This is a genomic window from Pseudidiomarina sp., from assembly GCF_048268165.1.
Taxonomy (GTDB): domain Bacteria; phylum Pseudomonadota; class Gammaproteobacteria; order Enterobacterales; family Alteromonadaceae; genus Pseudidiomarina.
In genome coordinates this window covers 123998-150535 of sequence record NZ_JBLWWA010000004.1, presented here as the reverse complement: position 1 = coordinate 150535, position 26538 = coordinate 123998, and the positions used below count along the sequence as shown (strand labels likewise).

Annotated in this window: 20 protein-coding genes; 5 read left to right on the top strand and 15 right to left on the bottom strand. The window is 48.1% G+C overall.

Going from position 1 to position 26538, the window contains the following annotated elements; translation table 11 throughout:
- Positions 1-63: 63 nt before the first annotated feature.
- A complete protein-coding gene (locus tag ACN0UY_RS10500) occupies positions 64-1200 on the bottom strand; it encodes an endonuclease/exonuclease/phosphatase family protein (protein ID WP_417666903.1) in 1137 nt (378 codons plus the stop codon).
- Positions 1201-1461: 261 nt separating this feature from the next.
- Between ACN0UY_RS10500 and tadA the strand changes: the two genes are divergently transcribed.
- Positions 1462-1950 carry a tRNA adenosine(34) deaminase TadA gene (gene tadA / locus ACN0UY_RS10495; RefSeq protein WP_417666901.1) on the top strand — a complete coding sequence of 163 codons (489 nt, stop codon included), beginning with the start codon at positions 1462-1464 and terminating at the stop codon, positions 1948-1950.
- A gap of 112 nt (positions 1951-2062) precedes the next feature.
- Positions 2063-5245: a TonB-dependent receptor gene (locus tag ACN0UY_RS10490; RefSeq protein ID WP_417666899.1), complete on the top strand. Its 3183-nt coding sequence runs from the start codon at positions 2063-2065 to the stop codon at positions 5243-5245.
- Between the two features lie 89 nt (positions 5246-5334).
- Here ACN0UY_RS10490 and purL read toward each other — a convergent pair whose 3' ends face one another.
- Genes purL through guaB form a run of 5 tightly spaced genes read right to left on the bottom strand, consistent with a single transcriptional unit; the run spans position 5335 to position 13839 of the window.
- On the bottom strand, positions 5335-9231 hold the full coding sequence (gene purL / locus ACN0UY_RS10485) for a phosphoribosylformylglycinamidine synthase (RefSeq protein ID WP_417666897.1): 3897 nt from the start codon (positions 9229-9231) through the stop codon (positions 5335-5337).
- A 28-nt stretch (positions 9232-9259) separates the two neighbouring features.
- Positions 9260-9382, bottom strand: a complete 123-nt coding sequence (locus ACN0UY_RS10480; RefSeq protein ID WP_417666895.1) for a hypothetical protein — start codon at positions 9380-9382, stop codon at positions 9260-9262.
- The gene (mltF, locus tag ACN0UY_RS10475) at positions 9382-10785 is read right to left on the bottom strand and encodes a membrane-bound lytic murein transglycosylase MltF (RefSeq protein WP_417666893.1); all 1404 of its coding nucleotides are present in this window, start codon (positions 10783-10785) and stop codon (positions 9382-9384) included. Before mltF ends, ACN0UY_RS10480 begins: the two co-directional genes overlap by 1 nt.
- Before the next feature lie 3 nt (positions 10786-10788).
- Positions 10789-12363: a glutamine-hydrolyzing GMP synthase gene (gene guaA / locus ACN0UY_RS10470; RefSeq protein WP_417666891.1), complete on the bottom strand. Its 1575-nt coding sequence runs from the start codon at positions 12361-12363 to the stop codon at positions 10789-10791.
- 6 nt (positions 12364-12369) lie between these two features.
- Positions 12370-13839, bottom strand: a complete 1470-nt coding sequence (gene guaB / locus ACN0UY_RS10465) for an IMP dehydrogenase (protein ID WP_417666889.1) — start codon at positions 13837-13839, stop codon at positions 12370-12372.
- A gap of 98 nt (positions 13840-13937) precedes the next feature.
- On the opposite strand from guaB, the gene xseA reads away from it, so the two are divergent.
- Positions 13938-15275, top strand: a complete 1338-nt coding sequence (gene xseA, locus ACN0UY_RS10460) for an exodeoxyribonuclease VII large subunit (RefSeq protein WP_417666887.1) — start codon at positions 13938-13940, stop codon at positions 15273-15275.
- 7 nt (positions 15276-15282) lie between these two features.
- Here the strand turns inward: xseA and ACN0UY_RS10455 are convergent, their stop codons facing one another.
- From ACN0UY_RS10455 to ACN0UY_RS10415, 9 genes are all read right to left on the bottom strand, one after another.
- Positions 15283-16212 carry an AEC family transporter gene (locus tag ACN0UY_RS10455; RefSeq protein ID WP_417666885.1) on the bottom strand — a complete coding sequence of 310 codons (930 nt, stop codon included), beginning with the start codon at positions 16210-16212 and terminating at the stop codon, positions 15283-15285.
- A gap of 41 nt (positions 16213-16253) precedes the next feature.
- The gene (locus ACN0UY_RS10450; protein ID WP_417666883.1) at positions 16254-17204 is read right to left on the bottom strand and encodes a porin; all 951 of its coding nucleotides are present in this window, start codon (positions 17202-17204) and stop codon (positions 16254-16256) included.
- A gap of 144 nt (positions 17205-17348) precedes the next feature.
- The gene (locus tag ACN0UY_RS10445) at positions 17349-18617 is read right to left on the bottom strand and encodes a tetratricopeptide repeat protein (protein WP_417666881.1); all 1269 of its coding nucleotides are present in this window, start codon (positions 18615-18617) and stop codon (positions 17349-17351) included.
- 13 nt (positions 18618-18630) lie between these two features.
- Entirely contained in the window at positions 18631-19239 is a 609-nt protein-coding gene (locus ACN0UY_RS10440) for an energy transducer TonB (RefSeq protein WP_417666879.1), read from the bottom strand.
- Between the two features lie 2 nt (positions 19240-19241).
- Positions 19242-19649, bottom strand: a complete 408-nt coding sequence (locus tag ACN0UY_RS10435; protein ID WP_128352965.1) for an ExbD/TolR family protein — start codon at positions 19647-19649, stop codon at positions 19242-19244.
- A gap of 12 nt (positions 19650-19661) precedes the next feature.
- Complete coding sequence (locus tag ACN0UY_RS10430; RefSeq protein WP_417667020.1) at positions 19662-20207, bottom strand: MotA/TolQ/ExbB proton channel family protein; 546 nt, start codon at positions 20205-20207, stop codon at positions 19662-19664.
- An 8-nt stretch (positions 20208-20215) separates the two neighbouring features.
- Complete coding sequence (locus ACN0UY_RS10425) at positions 20216-21583, bottom strand: MotA/TolQ/ExbB proton channel family protein (protein ID WP_417666877.1); 1368 nt, start codon at positions 21581-21583, stop codon at positions 20216-20218.
- Between the two features lie 2 nt (positions 21584-21585).
- Positions 21586-22359, bottom strand: coding sequence for a DUF3450 domain-containing protein (locus ACN0UY_RS10420; RefSeq protein ID WP_417666875.1), 774 nt, complete (start codon positions 22357-22359; stop codon positions 21586-21588).
- Between the two features lie 81 nt (positions 22360-22440).
- On the bottom strand, positions 22441-23703 hold the full coding sequence (locus tag ACN0UY_RS10415) for a mechanosensitive ion channel family protein (protein WP_417666873.1): 1263 nt from the start codon (positions 23701-23703) through the stop codon (positions 22441-22443).
- 147 nt (positions 23704-23850) lie between these two features.
- Between ACN0UY_RS10415 and ACN0UY_RS10410 the strand changes: the two genes are divergently transcribed.
- Positions 23851-25581, top strand: coding sequence for an ATP-binding protein (locus tag ACN0UY_RS10410; protein ID WP_417666871.1), 1731 nt, complete (start codon positions 23851-23853; stop codon positions 25579-25581).
- A gap of 61 nt (positions 25582-25642) precedes the next feature.
- The gene (gene rdgC, locus ACN0UY_RS10405) at positions 25643-26536 is read left to right on the top strand and encodes a recombination-associated protein RdgC (protein WP_417666869.1); all 894 of its coding nucleotides are present in this window, start codon (positions 25643-25645) and stop codon (positions 26534-26536) included.
- The last annotated feature ends 2 nt before the right edge of the window (positions 26537-26538 follow it).

Genomic DNA, 26538 nt, shown 5'->3' with positions numbered 1-26538 from the left:
AAGCACCGCCGATTATCTAGATACTTTATGACACTTTTATGAAAGTCGGCAAATTTGTTTCATTTATTTTAACTGAATGTCTATCCACACCAGCCGATGATCGGACGAAACTTCACGGTTACGCACGAGTTCAGCCTTGGCTGCGTTGGGCTCCGGCCAAAATACGCCCGCTTGAATCAGGCTGATACCAGCCGCCGATGGTAAAACATAATCCGCGCGCTTACGCCAACCCGCTGTGTGCGTTGATGCCTGCGGATTGTCCGGTGAGTGCGCGGCCCCACCGCGACTTTCTGGCGTGATTTCTGCATTTACTTTGGGGTGTTCCAACAATTGAGCAATGGCGCCAGGAACGTTATCTTCGCTTTCAATCGAGGCGTTTAAATCACCCGCAATAACAAATGCCTGGTTCTCACCAAGGCCACCATAATTGCCATTATCATCGTAAATATAGTCACTTAAATGTGGCTGTATGTAGTCTGCCCAAAATCTGATTTCATCGTGGTTACGGCGCCCATTACGATTTTCTTTGCCATCAAATACGGGCGGCGTTGGATGGCTGACCAGCACATGCAAAGTGTGTTGGTTGACAGCTATCGGCACGTCCCAATGCGACTTGGAGCTCAAACGAAATTCTTGCCACGCCTCAGCGCTGTAAAACGGTTCGCTGGTACCTGGCTTCAACGGGGCAAGCGCGCCTGGCATATCCTTCCACTTAAACATTTGAAAGGTACGTACCGCGTCGGTTTGGATTGGGTATTTGGACAACACCGCCATACCGTATTGGCCCGGATAAAAACCGAAACCCCAGGCATCATTGCCGGTGCCTGTTGCTTTGCCATCGCCGCTTAAATCATAAGGGCTCGGTACGCCAGTGTTCACCGGGGCACTATACACATACGGGTAATCAATTGGCGATTCGCCATTTTGACTCACGGCCAAGTAGTCACGCTTAAATACATCAATGCCGTGTTGCTGATTAATATAGTCAAATTCATTAAGCACGAGCACATCAGGACGGGTGTGCTGCACAATCTCAGCGATTGCCTTTATTTGGGGATGCTGTTGCGCCAAAGCATCACGCAACGCACTCGCGCCTTTGTCTGGCAACTCTTCGGCAGCAAGATAATTACTTGCATCCATACTCACGTTAAAAGTAGCTACCCGCAATGCGACTGGCTCATTCATTTTTTCTTTGGGCATATCGCATCCTACTAAAGTAAGCGCAGATACAGACAAGATAAGGGCTGTATACAATTTCATCGGGGCGGGTGATCCTGTTTAAGGCTCGCTAAGACATAACAAGAGAATAAAGGTTCAATTTAGCCGATGCAATTCAAATAGAATATAGGTAAAATACTGTCACATTTTTGACACATGGATGCGGTGATAATATCCCCGTTGTGTCATCAGGGCGGTAAATCCAGTTGTAACGCCTTGTCTCAACTTTTATTCGTTCAGTAAATGTTAGGGAATAAGTATAAATTGGCAACGGATCACGAGCGTTATATGCGTCGCGCCATCGAACTTGCGCAACAAGCCGAACAACTCGGAGAGGTGCCTGTAGGTGCCCTTGTTGTAGCCGATGATCAAATTATCGGCGAAGGGTTTAACGAAGTAATTCGTTTAAACGACCCTTCAGCCCATGCCGAAGCCCAAGCCATTCGCGCTGCCGGCAAAGCACTCGGCAATTATCGCCTCATTAATACCACCCTGTACGTTTCTTTAGAGCCCTGCGCCATGTGTGCGGGGCTTATTACACATGCGCGTATCAAAACATTAGTTTTCGGTGCCGCCGACCCGCGCACAGGTGCTGCGGGCACGGCAATCAATGTTTTAAATCATGCCTCTATGAATCACCAAGTCAATATCATTGGCGGTGTATTGCAGGAAGAGTCAGCAACCCTTTTACAAGATTTCTTTAGAAAGCGCCGGAAAAACCAAACGAATTGATGCGTATTTGTTAATTTTTGACTACTATTTCATCAAATTGTAACAGAAGCGAATTAAGCTTCGACCACAAAAATGAAAACTTACTTTAACCACAACCCAGGAAAGCAACATCATGTTGAATAATAAACCCAGCCGCATTGCAGCTGCCGTCGCGTTAGCGATAGGCTTATCTGCAACAGCAACTGCACAAGAAACATCATCGAGTGTACGTGGTGTCATCGTCAGTCAACAAACAGGTGAAGCACTCAGTAATGCTTCTGTTTTGTTAACCGACGAACGTACCGGTTCTTCACGTACGTTAACCGCAAACGACAACGGCCTGTTTTCAGCACGTGGCCTTGCTGTAGGTGGCCCTTACACTGTTGTTGTAACCGACAGCATGGGCAACCAAGAGCGCCTTGAAAATGTATTTTTAACACTTGGTGAAACTGAGAACTTGAACATTGCGGTTGAACAGCAATCTGTTGAGCGCATTCAAGTAAGCGGTCGCGTATTGAACATGACTTCAGGCTCAAACAGCCCAAGTTCTACGTTTAACCTACGTGACTTGCAAGACGCTCCAGCAATTAACCGTGACATTAAAGATGTTGTTCGTATCGACCCGCGTCTTTATATCGATGAAAGCTTTTCTCGCGGCATTCAATGTGCCGGCGCTAACCCACGTTTCAACAGCTTAACTGTTGATGGTGTGCGCACAAACGACAACTTCGGTTTGAACTCGAGCGGTTACCCAACTGAACGTATGCCTTTCTCATACGATGCAATTGAACAGGTTGCTGTTGAATTGGCACCTTTTGATGTTCAGTACGGTGGCTTTACTGCTTGTAACATCAACGCTGTTACCAAATCTGGTGAAAACGAATTGTTCGGCAGTGTTTTCTATGACTACACCAACGATTCAATGCAAGGCGACACGTTGGAAGGCGATGATATCAACGTTGGTGATTTCACCGAGAAACGTTTTGGTATTAATGCTGGCGGCGCAATTTTGAAAGACAAATTGTTCTGGTTCGCTGCTTACGAAAAACTGGAAGGCGCTGATACATTTGATCGTGGCCCAGAAGGTTCAAACGCTGCCACTATCGTTGAAGGCGTAACCGAAGCTGATGTTGATCGTATCGCTGCAATTGCTCGTGACGTTTATGGTTTCGAACCTGGTTACTTCCCAGCAAGCTTACCTGTTGAAGATGAAAAGTTCCTTGTAAAACTTGACTGGTATCTCAACGATTCACATCGTGCATCATTTACGTATAACTACAACGATGGTTATTCAATTGCACAGTCAGATGGCGACTCAACTGAACTAGAATTTTCTAACCACTACTATGAGCGTGGTTCGAAGTTCACATCTTATATCGCGCAAGTATACTCAGACTGGACTTACAACTTCTCAACTGAAGTTCGTGTAGGTTACTCAGAATTAGACGCGCGTGTGCTTCCACTTGGCGGTACTGAAGTTGGTGAAATTCAACTTGAAGTAGGCCCGGAAGATAACGAAGACGTACCAACAATTTACCTGGGTGCTGATGACTCTCGCCACTCAAACAAATTGAAGTACGACACCTCGTTCTTCAAAGTTGCTGGTACTTACTTGCTGAATGACCACACTATCTCGTTTGGTCTTGAAAGCGAATCGTATGACGTTTACAACTTGTTCGTGCAAGAAACTGAAGGTGAATTTATCTTCCGTTCAATTGACGACTTTGAAAACGGCGTTCCATACGCAATCACTTATGAAAACGCTGCGGGTACAAACAACCCAATCGACGGCGCAGGTCAATTTAAATATTCAATCAACACTGTATATGCTCAAGATGAGTACTACATGATTGACCAAGATTTGACCTTAACTTTCGGTTTACGTTATGACTGGTACAAAACCAGCGACGCACCTGCGTTTAACCAAGACTTTGCTGACACCTATGGTTTTGCGAACAATGCTACTGTTGACGGCGAAGGCCTGTTACAGCCGCGTTTTGGCGCAAACTGGGTGGTTAACGATCAGTTAGAAATGCGTGGTGGTATTGGCTTGTACTCAGGCGGTAACCCGAACGTATGGTTGTCAAACAACTACTCTAACAACGGTACCAAGTTGTATGAAGTATACTTCCGCAACCGCGATGGTGAGTCATTGTTTGATATCCCACATAACGGCTCAGGTCGTCCATTGTTTGATATCCCACAAGATATGGTTGATGAAGTTGCTGCAGCAAACGGTGGTGGCCCAATCAACGTATTAGATCCAAACTTCGAACTTCCGACAGAATGGAAATATGCGTTGGGTGCAACTTATACCTTCGAAAGCGGTTACGTAGTTATGGCTGATTTGCTTCATTCGCAAAAGAAAAATGCGGCAATCATCAGTGACCTTCGTCGCACAGAAGCTGGCGGCTTCGGTCCAACGGCTACCGGCCCTGACGGTCGTCCAATCTATCCTTCATTACCACCATCATATGCTGGCGGTCCAGTTGACGCATTTATGCTGACTAACGTCGACGGTGACGCAGGTGACAGCACAAGCTTGTCACTCGCAGTAACTAAGCAATATGATTGGGGCTTGAACTGGAGTTTCGCATACGCGTACACCAAGTCTGAAGACGTAAACCCAATGACTAGCTCAGTAGCTTACTCAAACTACACTAGCGTTGCGGTATCTGACTTCCAAGACCCAGGTGTTGCGACTTCAAACTACGAAATCCCGCATCGCTTCACGTTGAATGCGCAGTATCGTACTGAGTTCTTCGACGGCTATACGTCAACCTTTAGCTTGTTCGGTCAAGCAAACAAAGGTCGTCCATATAGCTTCGTTATGTCTGGACCTTCTGGTGACATCACCGGTGGCCGTCAGTTGTTCTATATCCCAACTGGTGCCGACGATGAGAACTTTGTAGCAGGTGCTGAGTTTGATACACAAGCTTTCTTTGATTACCTGGATGAAACAGGCTTATCTAAGTATGCTGGCGGTATCTCTCCACGCAACGAGTTTAACAGCAGCTGGTGGCATAAAGTGGACTTCCGCTTTGAGCAAGAAATGCCAGGTTTTGCTGATGGACATAAAGCAGCTGCATTCTTTGTTATCGACAACTTGACCAACTTAATCAATGACGACTGGGGCGTGTTATACGAGCGCAGCTTCCCACGTATGGTTAACATTGGCAGCGTTGAGTACATTGAAGATGGTTCTGCTGATGGTGCATACCAGTACAATTCATTCCGCGCACCAGCTAACGTTCAATCACGTGTAGGTGACCCTTCACTGTGGAGCATTCGCATCGGTGTTACCTACGACTTCTAAGTCGTAGGTCTCCAGCGGAGACAATTTGCTTTCGAGCATAAAAAAACCCTCGCAATGCGAGGGTTTTCTTTTTCTAGAACCACACTTTATTAACCAAGATAAACACGTGCGTTGCGGAACATACGCATCCACGGGCTATCTTCGCCCCACTCATCTGGATGCCAGCTGTTCGCGACGGTACGGAATACCCGCTCAGGGTGCGGCATCATAATAGATACGCGGCCATCCTGCGTGGTTAAACCGGTAATACCTTCTGGCGAGCCGTTCGGGTTCGCTGGGTAGGCACTCGCAACATCACCACGGTTGTTAATATACCGCATGGTCACTAGCCCTTCGTTATTCACACTAGCAAGGTTGCTGCCTTTAAACTCAGCACGACCTTCGCCGTGTGATACGGCGATTGGCATGCGTGAACCGGCCATACCTTCAAAGAACAGTGAATTACTTTTCTGAACTTCAACCAAGCTAAAGCGCGCTTCAAAACGCTCAGAGCGGTTCGTCACAAAGTGTGGCCATGCTTCTGCACCTGGGATCAGTTCTTTTAGGTTCGACAACATCTGGCAGCCGTTACAAACGCCTAATGCGAAGGTTTTGTTGCGCTCAAAGAAAGCGGCGAATTCATCGCGTGCACGGCTGTTGAATAGAATCGATTTTGCCCAACCTTCACCAGCGCCAAGTACGTCACCGTACGAGAAACCGCCACAAGCGACCAAACCATTAAATTTCTCGAGGCTAACGCGGCCACTTAAGATGTCACTCATGTGCACATCAATTGCGGCAAAACCTGCCCGATCAAACGCTGCGGCCATTTCAATGTGCGAGTTAACACCCTGCTCGCGCAACACGGCAACCATAGGGTCACGGCCAGTATTGATATATGGTGCGGCAACGTCTTCACTGACATCAAAGCTTAAATCGGCAAAAAGGCCTGGATCATTGAGGTTTTGTTTGGCCTCGAATTCTTCATCAGCGCACTCAGGGTTGTCGCGTAACCGCTGCATTTGGTGCGTGGTTTCTGCCCAAATTGCACGGTAATGGCTGCGCAAATGCGAAAGCACTTCTTCGCCATTGCGATTAAAGCGCACCACGTCTTCGCGTACCGGGCGCCCAATAACGTGTACACAGTCTTCCAACCCATGCTCGGCGTAAACGGCCAACACGTCGTCCAATTGCTCAACGCTTACTTGCACCACAGCACCGAGTTCTTCACTAAATAATGCGGCTAAGTCATCATCACCGAGTGTATCCAGTGCAACTTCAACGCCGCAATGACCGGCAAAGGCCATTTCTGCGACTGCCGCAAATAGTCCGCCGTCGGAACGATCGTGATAAGCCATCAGTTTCTTATCATGAACTAATTGCTGGGTTGCATCGAAAAACCCTTTCAAAATTTCCGCGTTATCAACATCAGGGGTTATATCGCCCAGTTGACGGTACACCTGTGCCAACGCCGAGCCGCCCAAGCGGTTTTTCCCGCGGCCAAGGTCTATCAGCAGCAGTTTGCTGTCACCTTTGTCCATACGTATCTGTGGCGTTACCGTGCGGCGCACATCGCGCACGCGGCCGAATGCGGTAATCACCAAGCTTAGTGGTGCAGTAACGGCTTTCTTGCCCTGCTCGTCTTGCCACTGGGTTTTCATCGACATTGAGTCTTTACCAACTGGAATGGTAATTCCAAGCGCTGGGCACAGCTCTTCGCCAATGGCTTTTACCGCTTCGTATAAGCCAGCGTCTTCACCTGGGTGCCCCGCTGCGGCCATCCAGTTTGCAGATAATTTGACGTTTTTAAGGTCGCCAATATCAGCAGCCGCAATGTTAGTGAGTGACTCACCCACCGCCATTCGCGCTGATGCTGCGTAATTTAACAAAGCCAGAGGCGTTCGTTCACCCATGGCCATGGCTTCGCCAGCGTAGGTATCGTAGCTGGCCGCTGTCACGGCGACATCGGCTACTGGAATTTGCCACGGGCCGACCATTTGATCGCGCGCGACAAGACCTGTCACGGTGCGGTCACCAATGGTAATTAAGAATGTTTTCTCAGCGATTGCAGGCAAACGTAATAACCGTTTTGCCGCTTCATTAATCTTGATGCCTTCACGCGCAAGTGCGTCACCGCTGACTTGTTGTGACTTCACGTCACGATGCATTTTCGGCGGCTTGCCAAGTAATACATTCAGCGGCAAATCAATCGGCTTATTGTCAAAATGCGCATCGGTAAGGCTGAGGTGCTCGGCTTCGGTGGCTTCACCAATAACTGCAAACGGCGCGCGTTCACGCGCGCAGATGTCTTCAAATACGCTCATTCGCTCTGGCGCAATTGCCATTACATAACGTTCTTGCGACTCGTTGCACCAAATTTCCAGCGGCGACATGCCTGGTTCGTCGTTCGGGATTTTGCGCAGGTCGAAGTTACCACCGCGACCACCGTCGCTAACCAGCTCAGGCATTGCGTTCGATAAACCGCCAGCGCCAACGTCGTGAATAAATACAATCGGATTTTTATCGCCCAGCTGCCAGCAGCGGTCGATCACTTCTTGGCAACGACGTTCCATTTCTGGGTTGTCACGTTGCACCGATGCAAAATCCAGGTCTTCTGTGGAGGTACCCGAAGTCATTGACGAAGCAGCACTACCACCTAAACCAATGTTCATAGCGGGGCCACCAAGCACGACCAGCTTTGCACCGACCGGAATCTCGCCTTTTTCGACGTGCTGCTCACGAATATTACCCAGGCCACCGGCAATCATAATTGGTTTATGGTAACCGCGAATTTCTTCGCCATTGTGGCTTGTTACTTTTTCTTCATAGGTACGGAAATAACCGGTTAATGCAGGGCGACCAAACTCATTATTAAATGCTGCGCCGCCTAATGGGCCTTCGAGCATAATGTCGAGTGCAGTCACTATACGATCCGGCTTACCGAAGTCTTCTTCCCACGGCTGTTCAAAGCCCGGAATGCGCAAGTTAGAAACACTAAAGCCAACTAAGCCAGCTTTTGGTTTTGAACCACGACCGGTGGCGCCTTCGTCACGAATTTCGCCACCCGAACCAGTTGCCGCACCCGGGTATGGAGAAATGGCTGTTGGGTGGTTGTGCGTTTCTACCTTCATTAAAATATGAATTGGCTCATGGAAATAGCTGTATTCGCCTGCAGCATTTGAACCGGTCGGGTACGGATAAAAACGCCCTGCTTCTGAGCCAACCATAACTGCGGCATTGTCTTTGTATGCCGAAAGCACGTTGTCAGGCGTAATCTCGTACGTGTTTTTAATCATTTTGAACAACGATTTCAGCTGTTCTTTTCCATCTATGGTCCAATCGGCATTGAAAATCTTATGGCGGCAATGCTCTGAGTTGGCTTGCGCAAACATATAGAGTTCAATGTCGTTCGGATTACGCTTTAATGCACTAAAGTTTTCAAATAAGTAATCAATTTCGTCGTCAGCTAGCGCGAGCCCCATAACCACATTGGCTTGTTGCAGCGCATCGCGGCCACCTTGCAAAATATCAATACTTTGTAGCGGTGCTGGCTCAGCTTCGGTAAATAGCACCGCAGCTTCATCAAGGCTGTCGAGTACCATTTCAGTCATGCGATCATGAACCAAAGCGGCAGCTTGTTGCATCTGCTCGGCTGTTAGATTGCCAGAAAGGTAATAGGCAATGCCACGCTCAATTCGATGAATTTGGGTTAGGCCACAATTATGCGCAATGTCGGTCGCTTTAGACGACCATGGTGAAATGGTTCCTTGGCGCGGAACGACAACGATCAACTGCCCTTCTGGAATATGAGAAGCCAGCGCAGGACCATAAGTGAGTAGCTTCGCTAATACCGCATTTGAGTCATCATCAAGCTTTTGCTCAACGTCAACAAAATGCATGTACTCGGCGTATACTTCAGCGACAGGTAGACCGGCACTTTGCAAACGTTGCAATAACTTTTCAGTTCGAAAATCAGACAAAGCGGGGGCACCGCGTACTATTTCCACAGACATGTCTCCAAAAATTATGGGGAAATTATTCTTGTTTCTCAGTTAATCGAAACCATTTCTGCCGACGCTCGGTCTGCAAATGGCGTTGCTTACGCAACCAAGCGCGGCGGCGCTCGGGTGATACTAATCGGCGGTTCTTACTGCGCATTATTTCACTCCATCACCACTTCCCTCAGGGATAGTGATTTCCATAGATTTAGCTGGGATGCGTCCGCGCTCGTCCAACCAAACTAACGTGTCGAAATAGCGACGTATGTTCCCTACGTATCGCACCGGTTCATCACCACGCGCAAACCCAAATCGGGTTTGTCGATAAAATTTCTTTTGACGTAATAAAGGTAGTCGTTTTCGCACATCTATCCAACGATCGGCGTCGCCGCCTTGTTGCTGGGTTAAAATACGTGCGTCTTCTAAATGACCGTAGCCGATATTGTAAGCGGCTAAGGCAAACCAAATTCGATCAGGCTCAGGTATTCTAGCTGGTATGCGTTCCAACATGCGTTCAAAGTAACGCGCACCGCCTTCAATGCTTTGTTCTGGATTCAGCCGACTGGTAACACCCATCGCTTTTGCTGTTGGCAGGGTTAACATCATCATGCCGCGCACGCCGGTGGGCGATAGAGCGCGCGGATTCCAGAGACTTTCTTGATAGCTTATTGCAGCTAATAAGCGCCAGTCGAGTGCGCCAGCATACTTTTCAAACGAGTCGCGATACTTGGGCAATACGGTTTGTACGGCATTAATAAATAAGCTGGTATCAACGTAGTTAAAGCTCGAAACATGACCGTAATGCTGATCAAGCAGCTGGGACAGCTGCCCTGAATGGCGCAAATTACCAAAAAAATCGATCACTTCAGAATACAAAGAAGAATCGACTTGTTGATTCACCAGCCAAGCAATGTCGACATTGTCGCGCACGGTGAACGCAACACTTAAATCGGGGTAATAACGCCGCTGAATGTCGAGTGTGTTGCTATCGGCAATGGTGTAGGCAATATCACCTTCAACAACTTGACGTAACAGCTCACTGGCATCATGGTCATCCGTTGTACGCCATTGTAAGTTTGGATAGTCAGGGGCGACGCTTTCCAGCCAATCCTGATGACTGGAACCTTCCACCACCACCAGTTCGGCATCTAGCTCTTCAAGGCTGCGGGGCCTGTCCCGCGAACCTTGACGAAATACGATGCGCTGGGCCACTTCCATGTACGGTGGGCCAAAACGAAATCTTTCGGCACGTTTAGCTGTTCGGTCAAGCCCGGCAGCCAATAAATCAACCTCACCGGAGTCGAGCAAGTTAAGTAAATTTTTAACGTTGTAGCGCGACACCATTTCCAGCTCAACGCCTAACTCGTCGGCAAAGTTCTGGGCCAGTATAAATTCAATACCAGCCTGCCCTTCGGCGTCGAGATAATAGCTGGTTGGCCCCAGCAGGGTACCAACACGCAGTACCCCACGTGCTTTTATAGCGTCGAGCTGGCTGGGCTGTGGTTCAGGTGCACACCCAAGCAACAACCCGACAAGCAATAAGCTAGCCAGCCAACGAAGCACGCGCTATTCCCACTCTATGGTTGCAGGTGGTTTACCCGAGATATCGTAAACCACGCGCGAAATACCATCGATTTCGTTAATAATGCGGTTCGACACTTTTTCGAGTAACTCGTAAGGTAAATGCGCCCAGCGCGCGGTCATGAAATCGATGGTTTCTACTGCGCGTAACGCGATAACCCAATCGTATTTACGGGCATCGCCCATCACACCAACCGAACGTACCGGCAGGAACACCGCAAACGCCTGATTAACGTCGTGATAGATACCAGCATTACGAAGTTCGGTAATGAAAATATGATCGGCGCGGCGCAACAAGTCGCAATATTCCTTTTTGACTTCGGCCAGAACCCGAACACCCAGGCCTGGGCCAGGGAACGGATGGCGGTATAGCATTTCATACGGCAGGCCAAGTTCTAAACCAATTTTGCGTACTTCGTCTTTAAACAGTTCGCGTAGCGGCTCAACCAGCTTAAGTTTCATGTCTGCTGGCAGACCACCAACATTGTGGTGCGACTTAATCACATGTGCTTTACCAGTTTTAGACCCAGCCGATTCAATTACATCTGGATAAATGGTGCCTTGGGCTAAAAATGAAACGTCTTTGATACGGCTTGCTTGTTCATCAAAGATATCAATAAATACGCCGCCAATAATCTTACGTTTCGCTTCTGGGTCCTGCTCACCCGCAAGTGCATCAAGAAAACGGTTCTCGGCATCAACATGAACAATGTTTAGCCCGTAATGATCACCAAACATTTCCATGACTTGTTCAGCTTCTTGCCAACGCAACAAGCCATTGTCGACAAATACGCACGTTAGCTGTTCACCAATTGCGCGGTGCAATAACATTGCAGTTACTGAGCTATCAACGCCGCCGGATAAACCAAGTACGACTTTTTCGCTGCCAACTTGTTCACGAATTCGCGCCACGGCATCATCAATAATGTGTGCGGGTGTCCAATTGCGTTCGCATTCACATATCTCAACCACAAAGTGCTCAAGCATACGCATGCCTTGACGGGTATGCGTTACTTCTGGGTGGAACTGCACCCCATAAAAATCACGCTTGTCGTCAGCCATTGCCGCGATTGGGCAGGTTGGCGTTTGTGCAACAATGTCAAAGCCTTCAGGTACTTCAATAACTTTATCGCCATGGCTCATCCAAACGTCAAGTTGTGGATTGCCATTTTCGTGCACGCTGTCTTCAATGTGGTGGAACAACGGGCACGGCGCAGTACGCTCAACCTGTGCATAACCAAACTCACGCTCTAGCGAGCCTTGCACTTTCCCGCCAAGTTGCGCGGCCATGGTTTGCATGCCATAGCAGATACCAAATACCGGTACGCCTGCTTCAAATACATACTGCGGTGCGCGCGGTGAGTTTTCAGCGGTAACAGATTCCGGGCCACCCGACAAAATGATGCCGTTTGGATTGAAGTTTTTGATGTCTTCGTCGCTGACATCCCACGCCCACAATTCACAATAAACGCCCAATTCACGCACGCGACGTGCTATCAGCTGAGTGTATTGCGAACCGAAGTCTAAAATTAAAATTCGATGTGCATGAATATCTTGCATGATTACTTAACCCATCCGGTAGTTTGGTGCTTCTTTGGTAATTTGCACATCGTGAACGTGTGATTCACCCATGCCCGCTGCAGTGACTTTCACAAACTGTGGCTTGGTGCGCATTTCTTTCATATTCGCAGAGCCTGTTAAGCCCATTGCCGAACGCAAACCACCCATTTGTTGGTGAATAATGGTGGCAATTGGCCCTTTGTAGGCCACGCGACCTTCAATGCCTTCAGGCACTAGTTTTTCAGCTTCATTGCTGGCTTGGAAATAACGGTCTGATGAACCATGGCGTTGATTCATTGCGCCAATGCTGCCCATACCGCGATACGATTTGTAATAACGGCCTTGGTACAGCTCAACCTCGCCTGGCGACTCTTCGGTACCAGCAAGCATGCTGCCAACCATCACGCAGTCAGCGCCAGCGGCTATCGCTTTGGCGATGTCGCCTGAAAAACGGATGCCCCCGTCAGCGATTACTGGAATATTTGTTCCTTTTAACGCGTCAACCGCATCACTAATTGCTGTGATTTGTGGCACGCCACAACCGGTGACAATGCGCGTGGTACAAATTGACCCTGGGCCAATACCGACTTTAACGGCATCAACGCCTGCGTCGGCCAGCGCTTTTGCACCAGCACCTGTCGCAACGTTGCCGGCAATAATCTGTAAATCAGGATAGGTTTTACGCGCCCATACAACACGGTCAATAACGCCTTGTGAATGGCCGTGTGAGGTGTCAATTAACAACACATCAACGCCAGCTTCAACCAGCGCTTCAATACGCTCGTCAGTGCCTGGGCCTACACCTACGGCTGCGCCCACGCGTAAACGACCCAATTCGTCTTTACAGGCGTTGGGTTTATTTTCTGCTTTGGTGAAATCTTTTAGGGTAATCATGCCGCGCAAGTGGAACGCATCATCTACAACGAGAATTTTTTCAATGCGATGTTGATGCATTAGATTCAAAATCTCTTCGCTATCGGCGTTTTCTTTTACCGTGATGAGTTTATCTTTTTGCGTCATGATTGAGCTTACCAGGCGATTATCGTCACGCTCTGCACGGGTATCACGACCCGTGATAATGCCGACTAATTCGCCTGACTTTTCAACCACTGGAAAACCGTGGAAACCATGCTCAACCGCAAGGGCACGAATTTCTCCAAGCGATGTATCTGGGCTAACTGTGATAGGATCAGAAACCACGCCGCTTTCGTACTTCTTCACTTTGCGTACGTGCGCAGCTTGTTCTGCAATTGTCATATTCTTATGAACGAAGCCTAAGCCACCCTCTTGCGCTAAGGCAATAGCAAGTGCTGCCTCGGTAACGGTGTCCATTGCGGCGGAAACCATCGGAATATTGAGTTCAATTGAGCGCGTTAACCGCGTGCGTAGGTCGGCTGTATGGGGTAATACAGTTGAATGTCCAGGGACGAGCAAAACGTCGTCAAAGGTAAGGGCTTCTTGAGCAATTCGTAGCATGGCAACATCTCACTGGCTGACTTAATGTTGCGAGCAGATTTTACTCGCAAACCGCTTTTCAGTAAACTGATTTTTTCAATTCTTACCGAGGTTTTCACATGCAGCAACCGCACATATTTACTGTTCATAGCTTAAATACCGAGGTGCGGCAGGTGCTTGAGCAAGGCTTCGGTTCAATTTGGCTGGTTGGCGAAATATCAAACTTTGCCGCACCAGGCTCCGGTCATTGGTATTTTACCCTAAAAGACGAGCGCGCGCAGATTCGTGCCGCGATGTTTCGAAATACCAATCAACGCGTCAAAATTCGCCCCCAACATGGTATGCAGGTATTGGTTCGCGCCAAATTAACGGTGTATGAGCCGCGGGGCGATTACCAACTCATCATTGAGCATATGGAAGATGCCGGCGCCGGCTTATTGCAGCAAAAATATGAACAACTCAAAGCGAAGCTGCAGGCTGAAGGTCTCTTCGATGCTGAGCAAAAGCAAGCATTACCTGAATCCATTAAGAAAGTGGGCGTTATTACCTCGCCAACGGGTGCGGCTGTGCGTGATATTTTAGCGGTGTTGAATCGTCGTGATCCAAGTATTGAGGTCATTATTTACCCAAGCTCGGTGCAAGGCCAAGCAGCGACCGGCGAACTACTAAATATGCTGCAGCGCGCAATAATGCGTAATGAAGTGGATGTGTTGATTATGGCCCGCGGTGGCGGTTCACTGGAAGATCTCTGGTGTTTTAACGACGAGCAATTGGCGTATGCATTGCACAGCTGCCCTATTCCGACCATTTCAGCGGTGGGGCACGAAGTTGATTTTACCATTTGTGACTTTGTTGCCGATGTGCGCGCCCCAACCCCTTCCGCCGCTGCAGAGTTAGTCAGCCGAGATCAACGCGAAAACTTGCAACGGGTGAATCACTTAAGTCACCGCATTGAACAGACCTGGCAGCGCCAACTTCGGCATTGGCAGCAACAAGCGAATTATTTGGTGCAACGCCTGCAACAACAAGACCCGCAGCGACAACTGCAGCAAAACAATCAACGTCTTGATGAGTTGTCCTTACGGGCAGGCAGTGCAGTACAACGTTTAGTGTCACAGCAACAACGTAACCAAGTGCAAATTCAAAACCGCTTGCAAACCGTGCATCCAGAGCGACGCATTGCGCCTTTGAAACAACAGCAACAACAGCTTCAACAAAGGTTACAGTTGGCCATGCAGCAATTGGTGAAACAACAGCGCCAGCACTATCAAGGCATTAACCAAGCATTGCATATGGTTAGCCCCTTGCAAACCATTGAGCGTGGTTACGCCGTGGTGCGAAAAACAGATGGCAGCGTAGTGCGTAACCCGGAACAGTTAGCAGCGGGTGAAGCCTTTCAGGTGAAAGTTGCGCAGGGTGATTTTACCGCCACGAAAACTGACAACGAAAGCGCTTAGCGTGCTTTTAAAGCGTTACGAGGAACTGAATTAGGGCATACCAAAGTGGCAAGGTAGCAAAACATAAAATTACACCATACCCCACAATAGCGGCCGACAATGTCGGCGCCAGCCCCGCCATAATGGCTAAAGCGCCAGCTGAAATCATGGCTGGCATTGCTGCTTCCATAATCGTCACCTGCACGGCCAGCTGTTCTAGCCCAAACCCATACAGCACGGCCAATGCAACCAATGGCGTGGCAATTAACTTTAGCCCTAAAGCCCAATATAAGGGTGCACGGTCTTCTTGCGGCAAGCGGAATTTCAACTGAAAACCCACCGCAACCATAATGACGGGTACCAGCGTGATTGCCAGCGAATCAATAAACTGGCTTAACACGTCAGGGTAGTCAAAACCACGCGCCGCAAACGCGATAACCAATGCCACAAAAGGCGGGAACTTGGCGATGCGCCATGCAATAGCACCCGCACTTGGGCGTTGTGCACTCGTGCCCGGTTCATGGCTATAAATAGCGGCAATAATAGTGGCGTAAATCGATAAGATAAAGAACGAGCCCAGTTGGTCATATAGCAACGCATAAGGGATGCCTTCCGTACCGAAAAAAGCCTCAATCATGGGGAAACCGACAAACGACGTGTTGCCCAGCGGCACCACAATTAACATTGCCCCGGTGGTTAAGCGTGACCAATTCAGCCACTTAGCCAGAGCCAGTATGACCGGAACAGTCAGTAACAGCAGCAACCAAGGCATTAACGCTGGATACAACAGTTCTTTACCAAACGTCAGGCTGGGTATTTTTTGCAGCACCACGGCAGGCAGTGCAACGTAGATCACGTAGGCATTAAGAATTTGCCCAGTATTTTGTGGAAATTGCCGGCTACGCTGCAGCAATAAGCCGATAACAACGTAGCCAGCAATAAATATAAAATTTGCCATCAATCGCGTTCGTTATGAAAGATGGCAATAGTGTACCTTGCTTAAAACTTATGTTCGATACCAATCGCCAGATAACTCTGATTAACGTCGATGCTATCTAGATCGCGACCTGTATACCAGCTATAAACCTTCGTGTTTTTACCCAGTTTATAGTCTACGCCTGCAGCCAATGATTTTTGTTCACCATCAACACTGAAGTCCATCATTTGATACTGCGCTTTGAACGTGAAGTTTTGGTACGGATATTTAATACTCGCAACGTAACCATCAGCTTCCGCGCTGCCATCTACTTGTTCCTGTTGTTGCCACATTAAACCGACAACAGCTTCAGAAACCTTGGTGTAACCCACCAAGCGTTCGATATCGTAACCATCAACTTCACGGTCAATTGCGGCGCCTAAATAAAAGCTTGTATCATCAAGCCCTTCATCGCCGTAACTCACCCCAGTAGAGATACCATCATCAACCAACGGATCATCGCTCGCAATATAGCTTAGCGCGAAGCGAACATGGTTAAATGCTGGTGAATAGTAGCTTACGCTGCTACCTAAGCGATTTTCACCTTCAAAAATATTTTTTACGTCGGCTTCGTAGTCGCTGAATACATCAACGTCGCCTTGAATTGTTTTTAACACGGTATCACGGCGGCCAATGGTGATTTCACCAAAATTGCCCTTTAAACCGATATATTGATTGCGTGATTTTAAATTATCTGACCCGCCCAAATCGGCTAAATCAACTTGCCATTCAAGCTTATAAATAACTTCAAGATCGTCATTCAACTGCGTTCCGCCTTGAATTCCGAAACGTGAAGAGTTCGATACCATATCGGTTTGCGAACCGTCTCCGTCATCAAGATCGTTGCTTTGCAAAGAAACATTTATTTTACCGTAAATGTCCCAAGCTAATGGCTTCTCGTCGGCGAACGCAGGTTGAGTAAGTGCTGCTACTGCCACCGCAATTGCTGAAGTAAGGAATAATTTGTTTTTCATAAAATAGCCGCCCAATTTTCGGAGAACACAAGTGGATATATACCACAACCTCTTAATATTGGCGGCTATGTTATGTCAGAAATATGACAGTTTCATGACTATGTGTCAGTTTTTTGGCATTTATATGTCGTTTACATGTCACTTCTATGATTTTTTTAATTCAGACTTCAGCTCCATCAAGTTATCTTGTTGTTTCTGCTCGGCTTGCGCATAACGTTCCCATTGCGCAGCAGATTGACGCGAATCATCAAATTTTTTCGCTTGGGCAAACGCTTTCAAAGCCGCATTGAAGTTCTCCATATTCAGTTCAGCCATACCGATGACTAAATGCATTGAACCCGGTTGCTCCAAATTACCTTTACGCAGGGCTTGCTCAGCCGCAGCAATTGCTTCTTTGTTACGCTCAGCATTGAGCATCAGTGTTGCGCGCTGCGCATCTAACTGGCCGTTGTCACTCAACTCCGCTGCCGCTTGCAATGCTGCGTTAGCTTTGTCGGTTTCACGTGCAGCAACCCACGCCTGAGCAAGTAGTTTTAAATTGCGCAAGCTGCGTTCAATAGCACCGGTATTTATACCTTGTTCAAGAACTTGCCCTGCTTTAAAAGGCACATCACTAAAAAAGTAGGTTTGGGCTAAGTTCAGCAGGTCTTGCCCTTTGGTTAAAAAGCCTTGTTGAAACGCTGTTTCTAACATAGCTAACTGCTTTTTTTCCTGACCCAGCTGACCATACACACCCGCTAACTGCACCCAGTATTCAGGTTTATTGTAATACCGCACCATTTTCTCGAGCACGTTGGCAACATTGTCGGTTTGCTCCAGTTCAAAAAATATGGCGCGTTGCAGCACCAACCAGTTTTCTTCTGGCACTTGTTGCTTGGCTTCAACAGCATTAATTGCAGTTGAGATTGGTGTCAAAGCTTGCTGATAATCGCCTTTCTGATACAGCGCTTGCGCCTTGAGCACATAAGATTTTTGCTTCTGATCCGCATCAACCAACTGTTCCCATTGGTCTAAGTACGCCAGTGTTTTAGCATAATCACCTTGGCCCAAAGCCAGTTGCGCAAGGCTAAATAAGGTGTTTTGCTCCAGTGCTTCGGGAATCGCTTCTTCTTTGGTCACTTTATCGAAGTAGCTAATTGCTTTGGCAATGTCATCCTGACCGTAATGCATATAACCGTAGAAATTCCAGAGCATGGCGCGTTCGTAGCTGTTCATGCTACTGAGCTTGCTTTCAACATTGTTTAGCGCTTGCAAACCGGCTTGTACATTGCCTTCATCCGCTAACTGCTGCGCACGGGCTAGCTGGCTATAAACTTGCTCGCGCAAGGCTGGTGTTTTTTTGCGTTCTTGCGCAATCGCACTGGCGTTCGCAAGTACAGACAATATAACGATAACCCATAGTACATAACGCATTAACCTATCTCCTCTAACCATCTATCGCGAATGTGAGGCGATTCTGAACGCCCTGCACTTCAACAGGTTCGCCGTTTACCACGCGGGGTTTATATTTGAACTTTAAAACCGCATCCATCGCGGCCTGATCGAAAATACTTTCAGGCTGCGCCTCAACCACATAAGGGTCACGCACCGTTCCTTGCTTGGTCACGGTAAATTCCACCACCACATACCCTTCAATGCCACGCTGAAGTGCGCGCCGCGGGTACACGGCCTGAACTTTTACAATCGGTAAATACTCACCGTCACTGGTGTCTAGCCCAACACCGCCTGACAAGCTTGTATCCGCTTGAACATCGGTGGAGAAATCTAAGCCAGCGCCGTCATTTTCCGCCACATCATTTTGCATTTGCGGTTGCGGCATATCCGGTGGCGGTTGCTCCGGCTCAGGCGGGCGCTGCGGCTTGCGTTCTTTTTCCTGTACCACTTCTTCAGGCTTCACACGGACAAAGTCCAGCACACTGCCTTTGGGTGGTTCCGACATTGCACCTTCGCCACCGGCTATTAATGACTGCATTAAATAAAACAGCCCGGCAGTAACGGCGAAAGCAACAACTAAAGCGGCTAAGAAACGTTTCATAACTAGTCTTCTTGGGTTGCAATCGAGACATCAAATACACCCGCAGCACGGGCAGCGTCCATCACCTTGATAAGGGTTTCCGTGGTGGCTTTTTTATCAGCCTGAATAACCACTGAACCTTGCGGATTTTCCGCATACAGGCGCTCAATGTTGGCTTGCACGGCCCGTGCATCCACTTGACGTTTGTTAATCCAAATTTCACCACTGTCGCTAATCGCAACAAGGATGTTGGCGCGGTCCTTTTGCACTGCGGTAGCTGCTTCTGGACGGTTCACGTCAATACCCGACTCTTTGACAAAAGACGCCGTAACAATAAAGAAGATCAACATGATGAACACCACGTCGAGCATTGGCGTCATATCAATTTGCGCTTCTTCTTCATCAATCAAATTTGCAAAATGTTGTTTCATTGCGCCCTACCTCTATGCGTGTTCAGTGGTCTGTTGATTTGAATGGTCTAGCAGCAAGCGGTCTTCAAGTTTAAGCCGCTCGCGCTTTGCCGTACGTTGTAGCCAGGTGGTGGCGAATACGCCTGACAGCGCACCAACCATTCCAGCCATGGTTGGAATGGTGGCTTTGGAAACGCCAGCTGCCATCGAACGTGCGTTGCCCGTTCCTGCCACGGCCATGACATCAAAAACTTCAATCATGCCGGTTACGGTACCCATTAAGCCAAGCAATGGGCACAACGCGACCATCGCCTGCAAAATCGGTAAGTTGCCACCTAAAGCTATCGAGACCCTTGAAATCATGGCCCCGCGAATTTGTTCAGCCTGCCACGATGACTTATCCGTCCGGTTTTTCCATGACTGCATGGCTGCTTTGGTGGTTTCTCGGTGACCACGTAAGTAATAGAAAATACGCTCGAGAATCATTAACCACATGACAAAAATGAGTACGCCGATAACCAGCAGCACGTTGCCGCCGGTTTCGATGAAGTCTTGGATTGCGTTGGTGAACTCAAGCAGAAACATGATTAATGACTCCGCTCAGAGCGCTCCGCAATAATGCCAGACGCTTGTTCTTGCAGTATGTGCACAATGTTACGGCTGCGCGTGTTCAGGGTTGCGAATAACAACGTCATCGGAATGGCAACAACCAGCCCCAACACGGTTGTAACGAGGGCTTGCGAAATACCACCAGCCATCAGCTTCGGATCGCCGGTGCCAAACAAGGTGATAGCTTGGAAGGTATTAATCATACCGGTTACGGTACCGAGTAAGCCCATTAGCGGCGCGACCACTGAAATAATCTTAATAAAAGTTAAGTTGCGCGTAATTTTTGGAATCTCACGCAAAATCGCCTCGCTAAGTTTCAATTCCAGCGTTTCAGTATCGGCATCAGGATATTTGCTTTGCACCGCCATAACACGACCGAGCGGATTGTCATTGGCTGGCTCCATTTTCTTCATTTGGCGCTTCACTTTGCCGCCCATCAGAATCAGCGTGACGAAACGCTCTAATGCAATCAGTAAGCCAATAGCACCCAAGGCCAGAATGATGTAACCGACCGTGCCACCTTGGTCAATACGCTCACCAAGGTCAGGAGCTTGCACCAAGAGGCCAAGAATTGAGCCGCCGGTTGGGTCCATAGCGAACTTAACCGGATTGCTGTCTGCCGACTCAAGTGCACCAATGGTGTCAAGGTAGCGGCCCGATGGCTGACGAATTAATTCGGCCACCGTATCCGTGCCCGGCACAAGCTCTAAATAACGACCATCCGCGACCATATTAAAGGTACCAACACGGGTTACCGGTTTCTGTACCTTTTCACCGTTAGCAAGTGTCACTTCCGTGTCGAACTGGCTGACTTTGCCAGACTCGGTCATTTCTTGCAGAAGTGCTAACCAGACTGATTCAATTTCTTCTATCGATGCTAACTTCGAGCTGCTGCCCATTTTCTGAGCCAAGTCGCTCAACTGTTCGCTGCGACCGGGAAATTCAACTGACACAAACGAAGATTGCAGCTTACTGCTGGTGTCGCCCGCAACTTGTTGCAATACACCGAATAGCTCACGTAACGAACCCATACGCTGGGTTAATGTGTCAGTAAGACCAGCAAGTTCAATCTCGTTCTTTTCAAAATTGGTTTCTAACGTTTCGCTGAGTTGCTCTAAACGGTCACGTTCAGCAATCGCTTCACGCAAAATGCGCGCCTGCTCATTGGCTTCTGCGCGAAAGCGCGCTTCACGCTGCTGGTTCTCTTCAGACTGTGCAAACTGACCTTGTTGCAACTGTTGTAACAACTGGTCCAAATTTATTGGATCTTGCGGCGCGGCAGCGGCGCTTGCTGAAAGTACCATTGCGGCTGCTGCCAAAGTGATGGTGAACAATTGTTTTAGCATGGTTACTCTCCAGCGCCGGTGGTGTTAGTAAAAACGGGAAGCATCAGAAGATCAGGTGCAAGCTGCTTGCGTGCAACGCGCAGTGCTTCTTGTACACTGCTGGCGTAGCTGGAATCTAAAGGCTGCCAATCGCCTTGTTGTTGATTCCAAACCCCCATTTGATTGCCGTCGCGGGTTTTATAAACAAGCACCGTGCGGCCCATGCGCAAAAACTCGACGTCTTGTTGCTGACCGTCAATGGTCATTTCACCGTTATAAGCTTCGATATTGCGACCGTAGTCGGCTTCAATTTGAAAGGCTTCCATGACGCGGCGAAACTTCTCTGAAACATCAACGTCGGCGCGGTCCATCAAGTCACGCAAGCCAGCAACACGCTCAGCACGCTCTTCGGGCAAGAATGGCACGTCCAACTCAACAAACTTGGCGAGGCTATCAATCATGCGCAACATTAGTGGTGTAATTTGCCGCTCAACCACACTCACTTCATCAATGGATGTATTGAGTTCGTTCTTCTCGGTAGCTTGGGCATTAAGTTGTTTTTGCAGTTGCTGGGTATAAACTTCCAGCCCCTGGATTTGACGGGTTATTTGCTTATATTGCTGAATTCTCTCTTGGGTAGAGTCTGCAATTTTTTCAACAGTTAACTGTGACGATTTCGCCGCTGCATTAATTTTGTTGGCCGCATCAACAACCGGCTCAAGCGATTGTTCTTGAGCGGCAAGCGGTGCGCTTAGCAACGCCAGTGCCGCGACCGAGGAAATAAAGGAATGCTTCATAACAATACCCTGCGCATCTAATGAGTGATGATGCGCACGATACTGCAGTTATGTGACAGCTTGGTGACTCTATTGTGTCACTTATGTGTCAATATGACGGTTTTGTTTGATTTGTGTGACCATCTCGCGCATATCCACGCCGCTAGGATGCTGGAACACACGCAAACCAAACTCTGGCAAGATTGAAATCAAATGATCAAAAATATCCGACTGAATGCCTTCGTACGCCACCCATTCGGTGGTGGCAGTAAAACAATATATCTCAAGTGGCAGACCATCCGCAGTTGGGTTTAAATGACGCACCATTAAGGTCATTTCTTGATGCACCCGTGGGTGATTTTTTAGGTACTGCAACACATACGCTCGAAAGGTTCCCAAGTTACTTATGCGACGGGTATTAACCGGCTCTTTGCCTTCGTCTTTCAGTTGTTGGTTCCAGTCATCAATTTCTTTTTGTTTGGTACTCAAATAATCTTTCAACAAACGAAAGCGGTGCAGCTTGTCGCGCTCGTCTTCTGACAAAAAATGCACGCTGTTCTGATCAAGCATTAAGCTGCGCTTAACCCGTCGCCCACCCGACTCTTGCATACCGCGCCAGTTTTTAAACGGATCGGAGATAAAACGCTTCGTCGGTATGGTGGATATGGTTTTATCCCAGTTCTGCACTTTTACCGTATGCAGTGCGATATCAATCACATCACCATCAACGCTTAAATTAGGCATTTCTACCCAGTCGCCCACACGAATAATGTCATTCGAGGTAATTTGCACACTGGCGACCAATGATAATAACGTATCTTGAAACACCAACATCAGTACTGCAGCCATCGCACCCAAGCCGGATAAAAGTATGATAGGTGAACGGTCAATCAATGCTGCAACAATAAGGATTGTGACGACGGCGTAGATACCAATTTTGACAACCTGAATATAGCCTTTAATGGGCTTTTCATGGGCATCGGGCTGCCGTTCATAAACTGTATTGACCACGGTGAGTATGCCGCTAAGCGCGCGGCCTATGGTGAGTACTACGAAGGCATTGCATACGTTGGTGACAACTATCGCCACTTCCTCTTGCAACCCCGGAACCGAGCTAATTCCGTATGAAATAACCAGAGCCGGAACAACATTGGCCAACCGCGCTATAATATTGCGCTCAAATAACTGGCGATCTTTTCCTACTGGTGTGTACGAAAGTGCTTTCATAGCACCGCGCATCAGCACTTTTTTGACAATAAAGTTAGCGAGCCAGGCACCAACAAGTAACAGCGCCAGTTTGACGATAGTGTCCATATCAGGATGTTCAGAAAGCCATTGTTGCCACTGCTGAAATTGCTCTTGCATGCGGTTTTATCTCTGTGCGACACCATATCGGCGAAGGGTTTTAAACTTTCCCTAACATAGCTGAAGCCGTTAGTTTTCTCAATGCTTGATATATTGCGAATCTAGCTAAATTCCAGTACCTTGTGTGAAAGTTTGATAGGACCTCACATGGCAACGTCGAGTATTTCAAAATCCCTTTTGACGAATGTGCTCTCAGTGTACTTTGTACTGACACTGATTGTTACGTCCGTGCAGGTTGTGGGCGAATACTACGACACCAAAAACATGTTGGTTCAGGAGTTAAACAACCAACAAAGCACGTTCAGCCACTCACTTGCCCGCTCATTGTGGGAATATAACTCACCGCAAATTGATGCAATCGCTGATGGCCTTATCAATATCCCGGCCATTGCTGGCTTGGTTATTCGCGATGATACCGGTCGTATCGTCAGTCAACTTGGCCGCACACCGCCGCTTCGCGCATTCCCAGTTATTTCGGCAGACAGTTATGAATTGCCTGAACGCGAGGGGGTGTTTGGTTATTACGCAAAGTTAGTTTTTGAGTTCTCCGGCGACTCCACCCAAGTTGGCGACGTAACACTCTACACCACCCGAGACATTGCCATAGAGCGCATTAAAGTGAGCTTGTACTTCATCATTGGCTCCGCCATTATCAAAAGTACATTTCTTATCATGCTCTTTAGTTTCGCTTTTCATCGCATGCTAAATCGCCCAATGCGCGAAATGATTGGGCAAATCAAAAATTTCCGTCTCGATGACCTTGACCACTCCAAATTACACTTGCGTAACCTGCGCAATACAGAGTTCTTGCTGCTTGAACAAGCTTATAACCAATTGGTCGACAGCCTTAAAGATTATCAGGACGACCTTGACCGCACGCAAAAACAGCTGTTGCACGCCAACCGTAAACTGGACGAGCAAAACGGTATTTTGGAGCAAGAAGTTGCCCGTAAGACCAGCAACTTGAGTCGGGTACTGGTTGATCTTGAGCGCCAGAAGAACGACCTTGAACTGCGCCAGGAGTCACTGGAAAACGAAATTCGCCAACGCCGCACCATTGAAACAGACTTGCGCGAAATTAACAGTCGTTTGCAAGAGTCATTAAGTGCGCTTGAACGCGCCCAAGATCAATTGATTGAATCTGAGAAAATGGCTTCGCTTGGCGGTCTCGTGGCGGGTATTACGCACGATGTAAATACGCCGATAGGCATTTCCGTAACAGCTGCTACGTACATTCGAGACCAACTCGCTGAGGCAGAGCGCGCACTGGGCAATAAAGAGCTGACTCAGGCGCAGCTGAAAAAGGTGTTTGCGCTGAGTAAAGAGTCGCTCGACTTGCTTGAGAGTAACTTGGCGCGCGCATCCGATTTGATTAGTAGCTTCAAACAAGTGGCTGTTGATCAAACCTCGGAAGCCATACGTGATATTAATATGAAGCAATACGTGCAAGGCGTTATCCAAACCCTTAATCCACGCTTTAAGCCATTTAAGCCAAATATTCACGTAGACTGCGCCGATGACATTAACGTGCGTTGCCCGGCTGGGGCCTTTGCCCAGATTTTCACAAATTTAATCATAAATTCATTGATTCATGGCTTCGAAAATAAGCAAGATGGCGAAATAGATATTGCCATTAAGCGAGTCGATGACAAGCTTGAAATTACTTATAACGACAACGGAAAGGGTCTAGAGCAGCAGCAACTCGATCAGCTGTTTGATCCTTTCTTCACCACCAAAGTGCAACAAGGTGGCAGTGGCTTGGGTACGCATATTATTCGCAACCTGGTTACCCAAACACTAAATGGCACGATTGAAGCACAGAGCAAGCCCGGACATGGCTTAACCTATCGAATGACACTGTCAGTTACGTTTATCTAATTTTGAACAAGGTTATGAACGTAACCGATACGGGTCGCATTGATTGATTCAAGGAACAAACATGTGGTTTAAGAACTTGCGTATTTACACGCTCGCAGAAGACTTTGCATTACCGGAAAATATTGAACAGCGCCTCGAAGAGCATGCATTTCGTCCGTGCGGGCGCCAAGAACTCGCGACTTTCGGCTGGAGCTCACCTTTTGGTCAAAATAGCGAGGTGCTTTCACACCAGCTTGGCACCAGTTATTTATTTTGCGCCCGCAAAGAAGAAAAGGTATTGCCTGCTGCGGTGGTTACCGCAGAACTTGATGAGGCCGTTGCCCAAATCGAAAGTGAGCAAGGTCGTAAAGTACCGAGCAAAGAAAAGCAAAACATGAAAGAAGACATTATTCATCGTTTGCTGCCACAAGCTTTTACGCGCTTTCGTTTAACCTGGGGCATGCTTGATACTGAGTTGGGCATTGTTGTGGTTGATGCGTCAGCAGCTAACCGCGCTGAAGATTTTCTTGGCTTATTACGTGGCAGCTTCGGCTCGTTACCGGTTAAGCCTCTATTTAGCGAAAACCCGAGTGAGCTTTACTTCACACAGTGGTTGAAAGACGGCAAAGCGCCGGGTTCATTTGATTTTGGTGACGAAGTTGAATTGCATGACGCGGCCGATGAAGGCGGCATTGTCCGTGTTCGTAAACATGCATTGACAGGCACCGAGATAGATACCCACATTGAACATGGTAAACAAGCGATAAAAATAGGATTAAACTGGAACGATCGAATGACGTTTGTGCTTGAACATGATCTTGCAATAAAACGCTTCAAGCCAACCGACATGCTCATCGACGAGCAGGACAAACTCGTTGATGCGACGCCCGAACAAAAAATCGACGCTGACTTTGCGCTTTTGGCCGGAGAAATTCGCGCGTTGTATCCAGACTTAGTTAGCTTATTTAAGGAATAGCA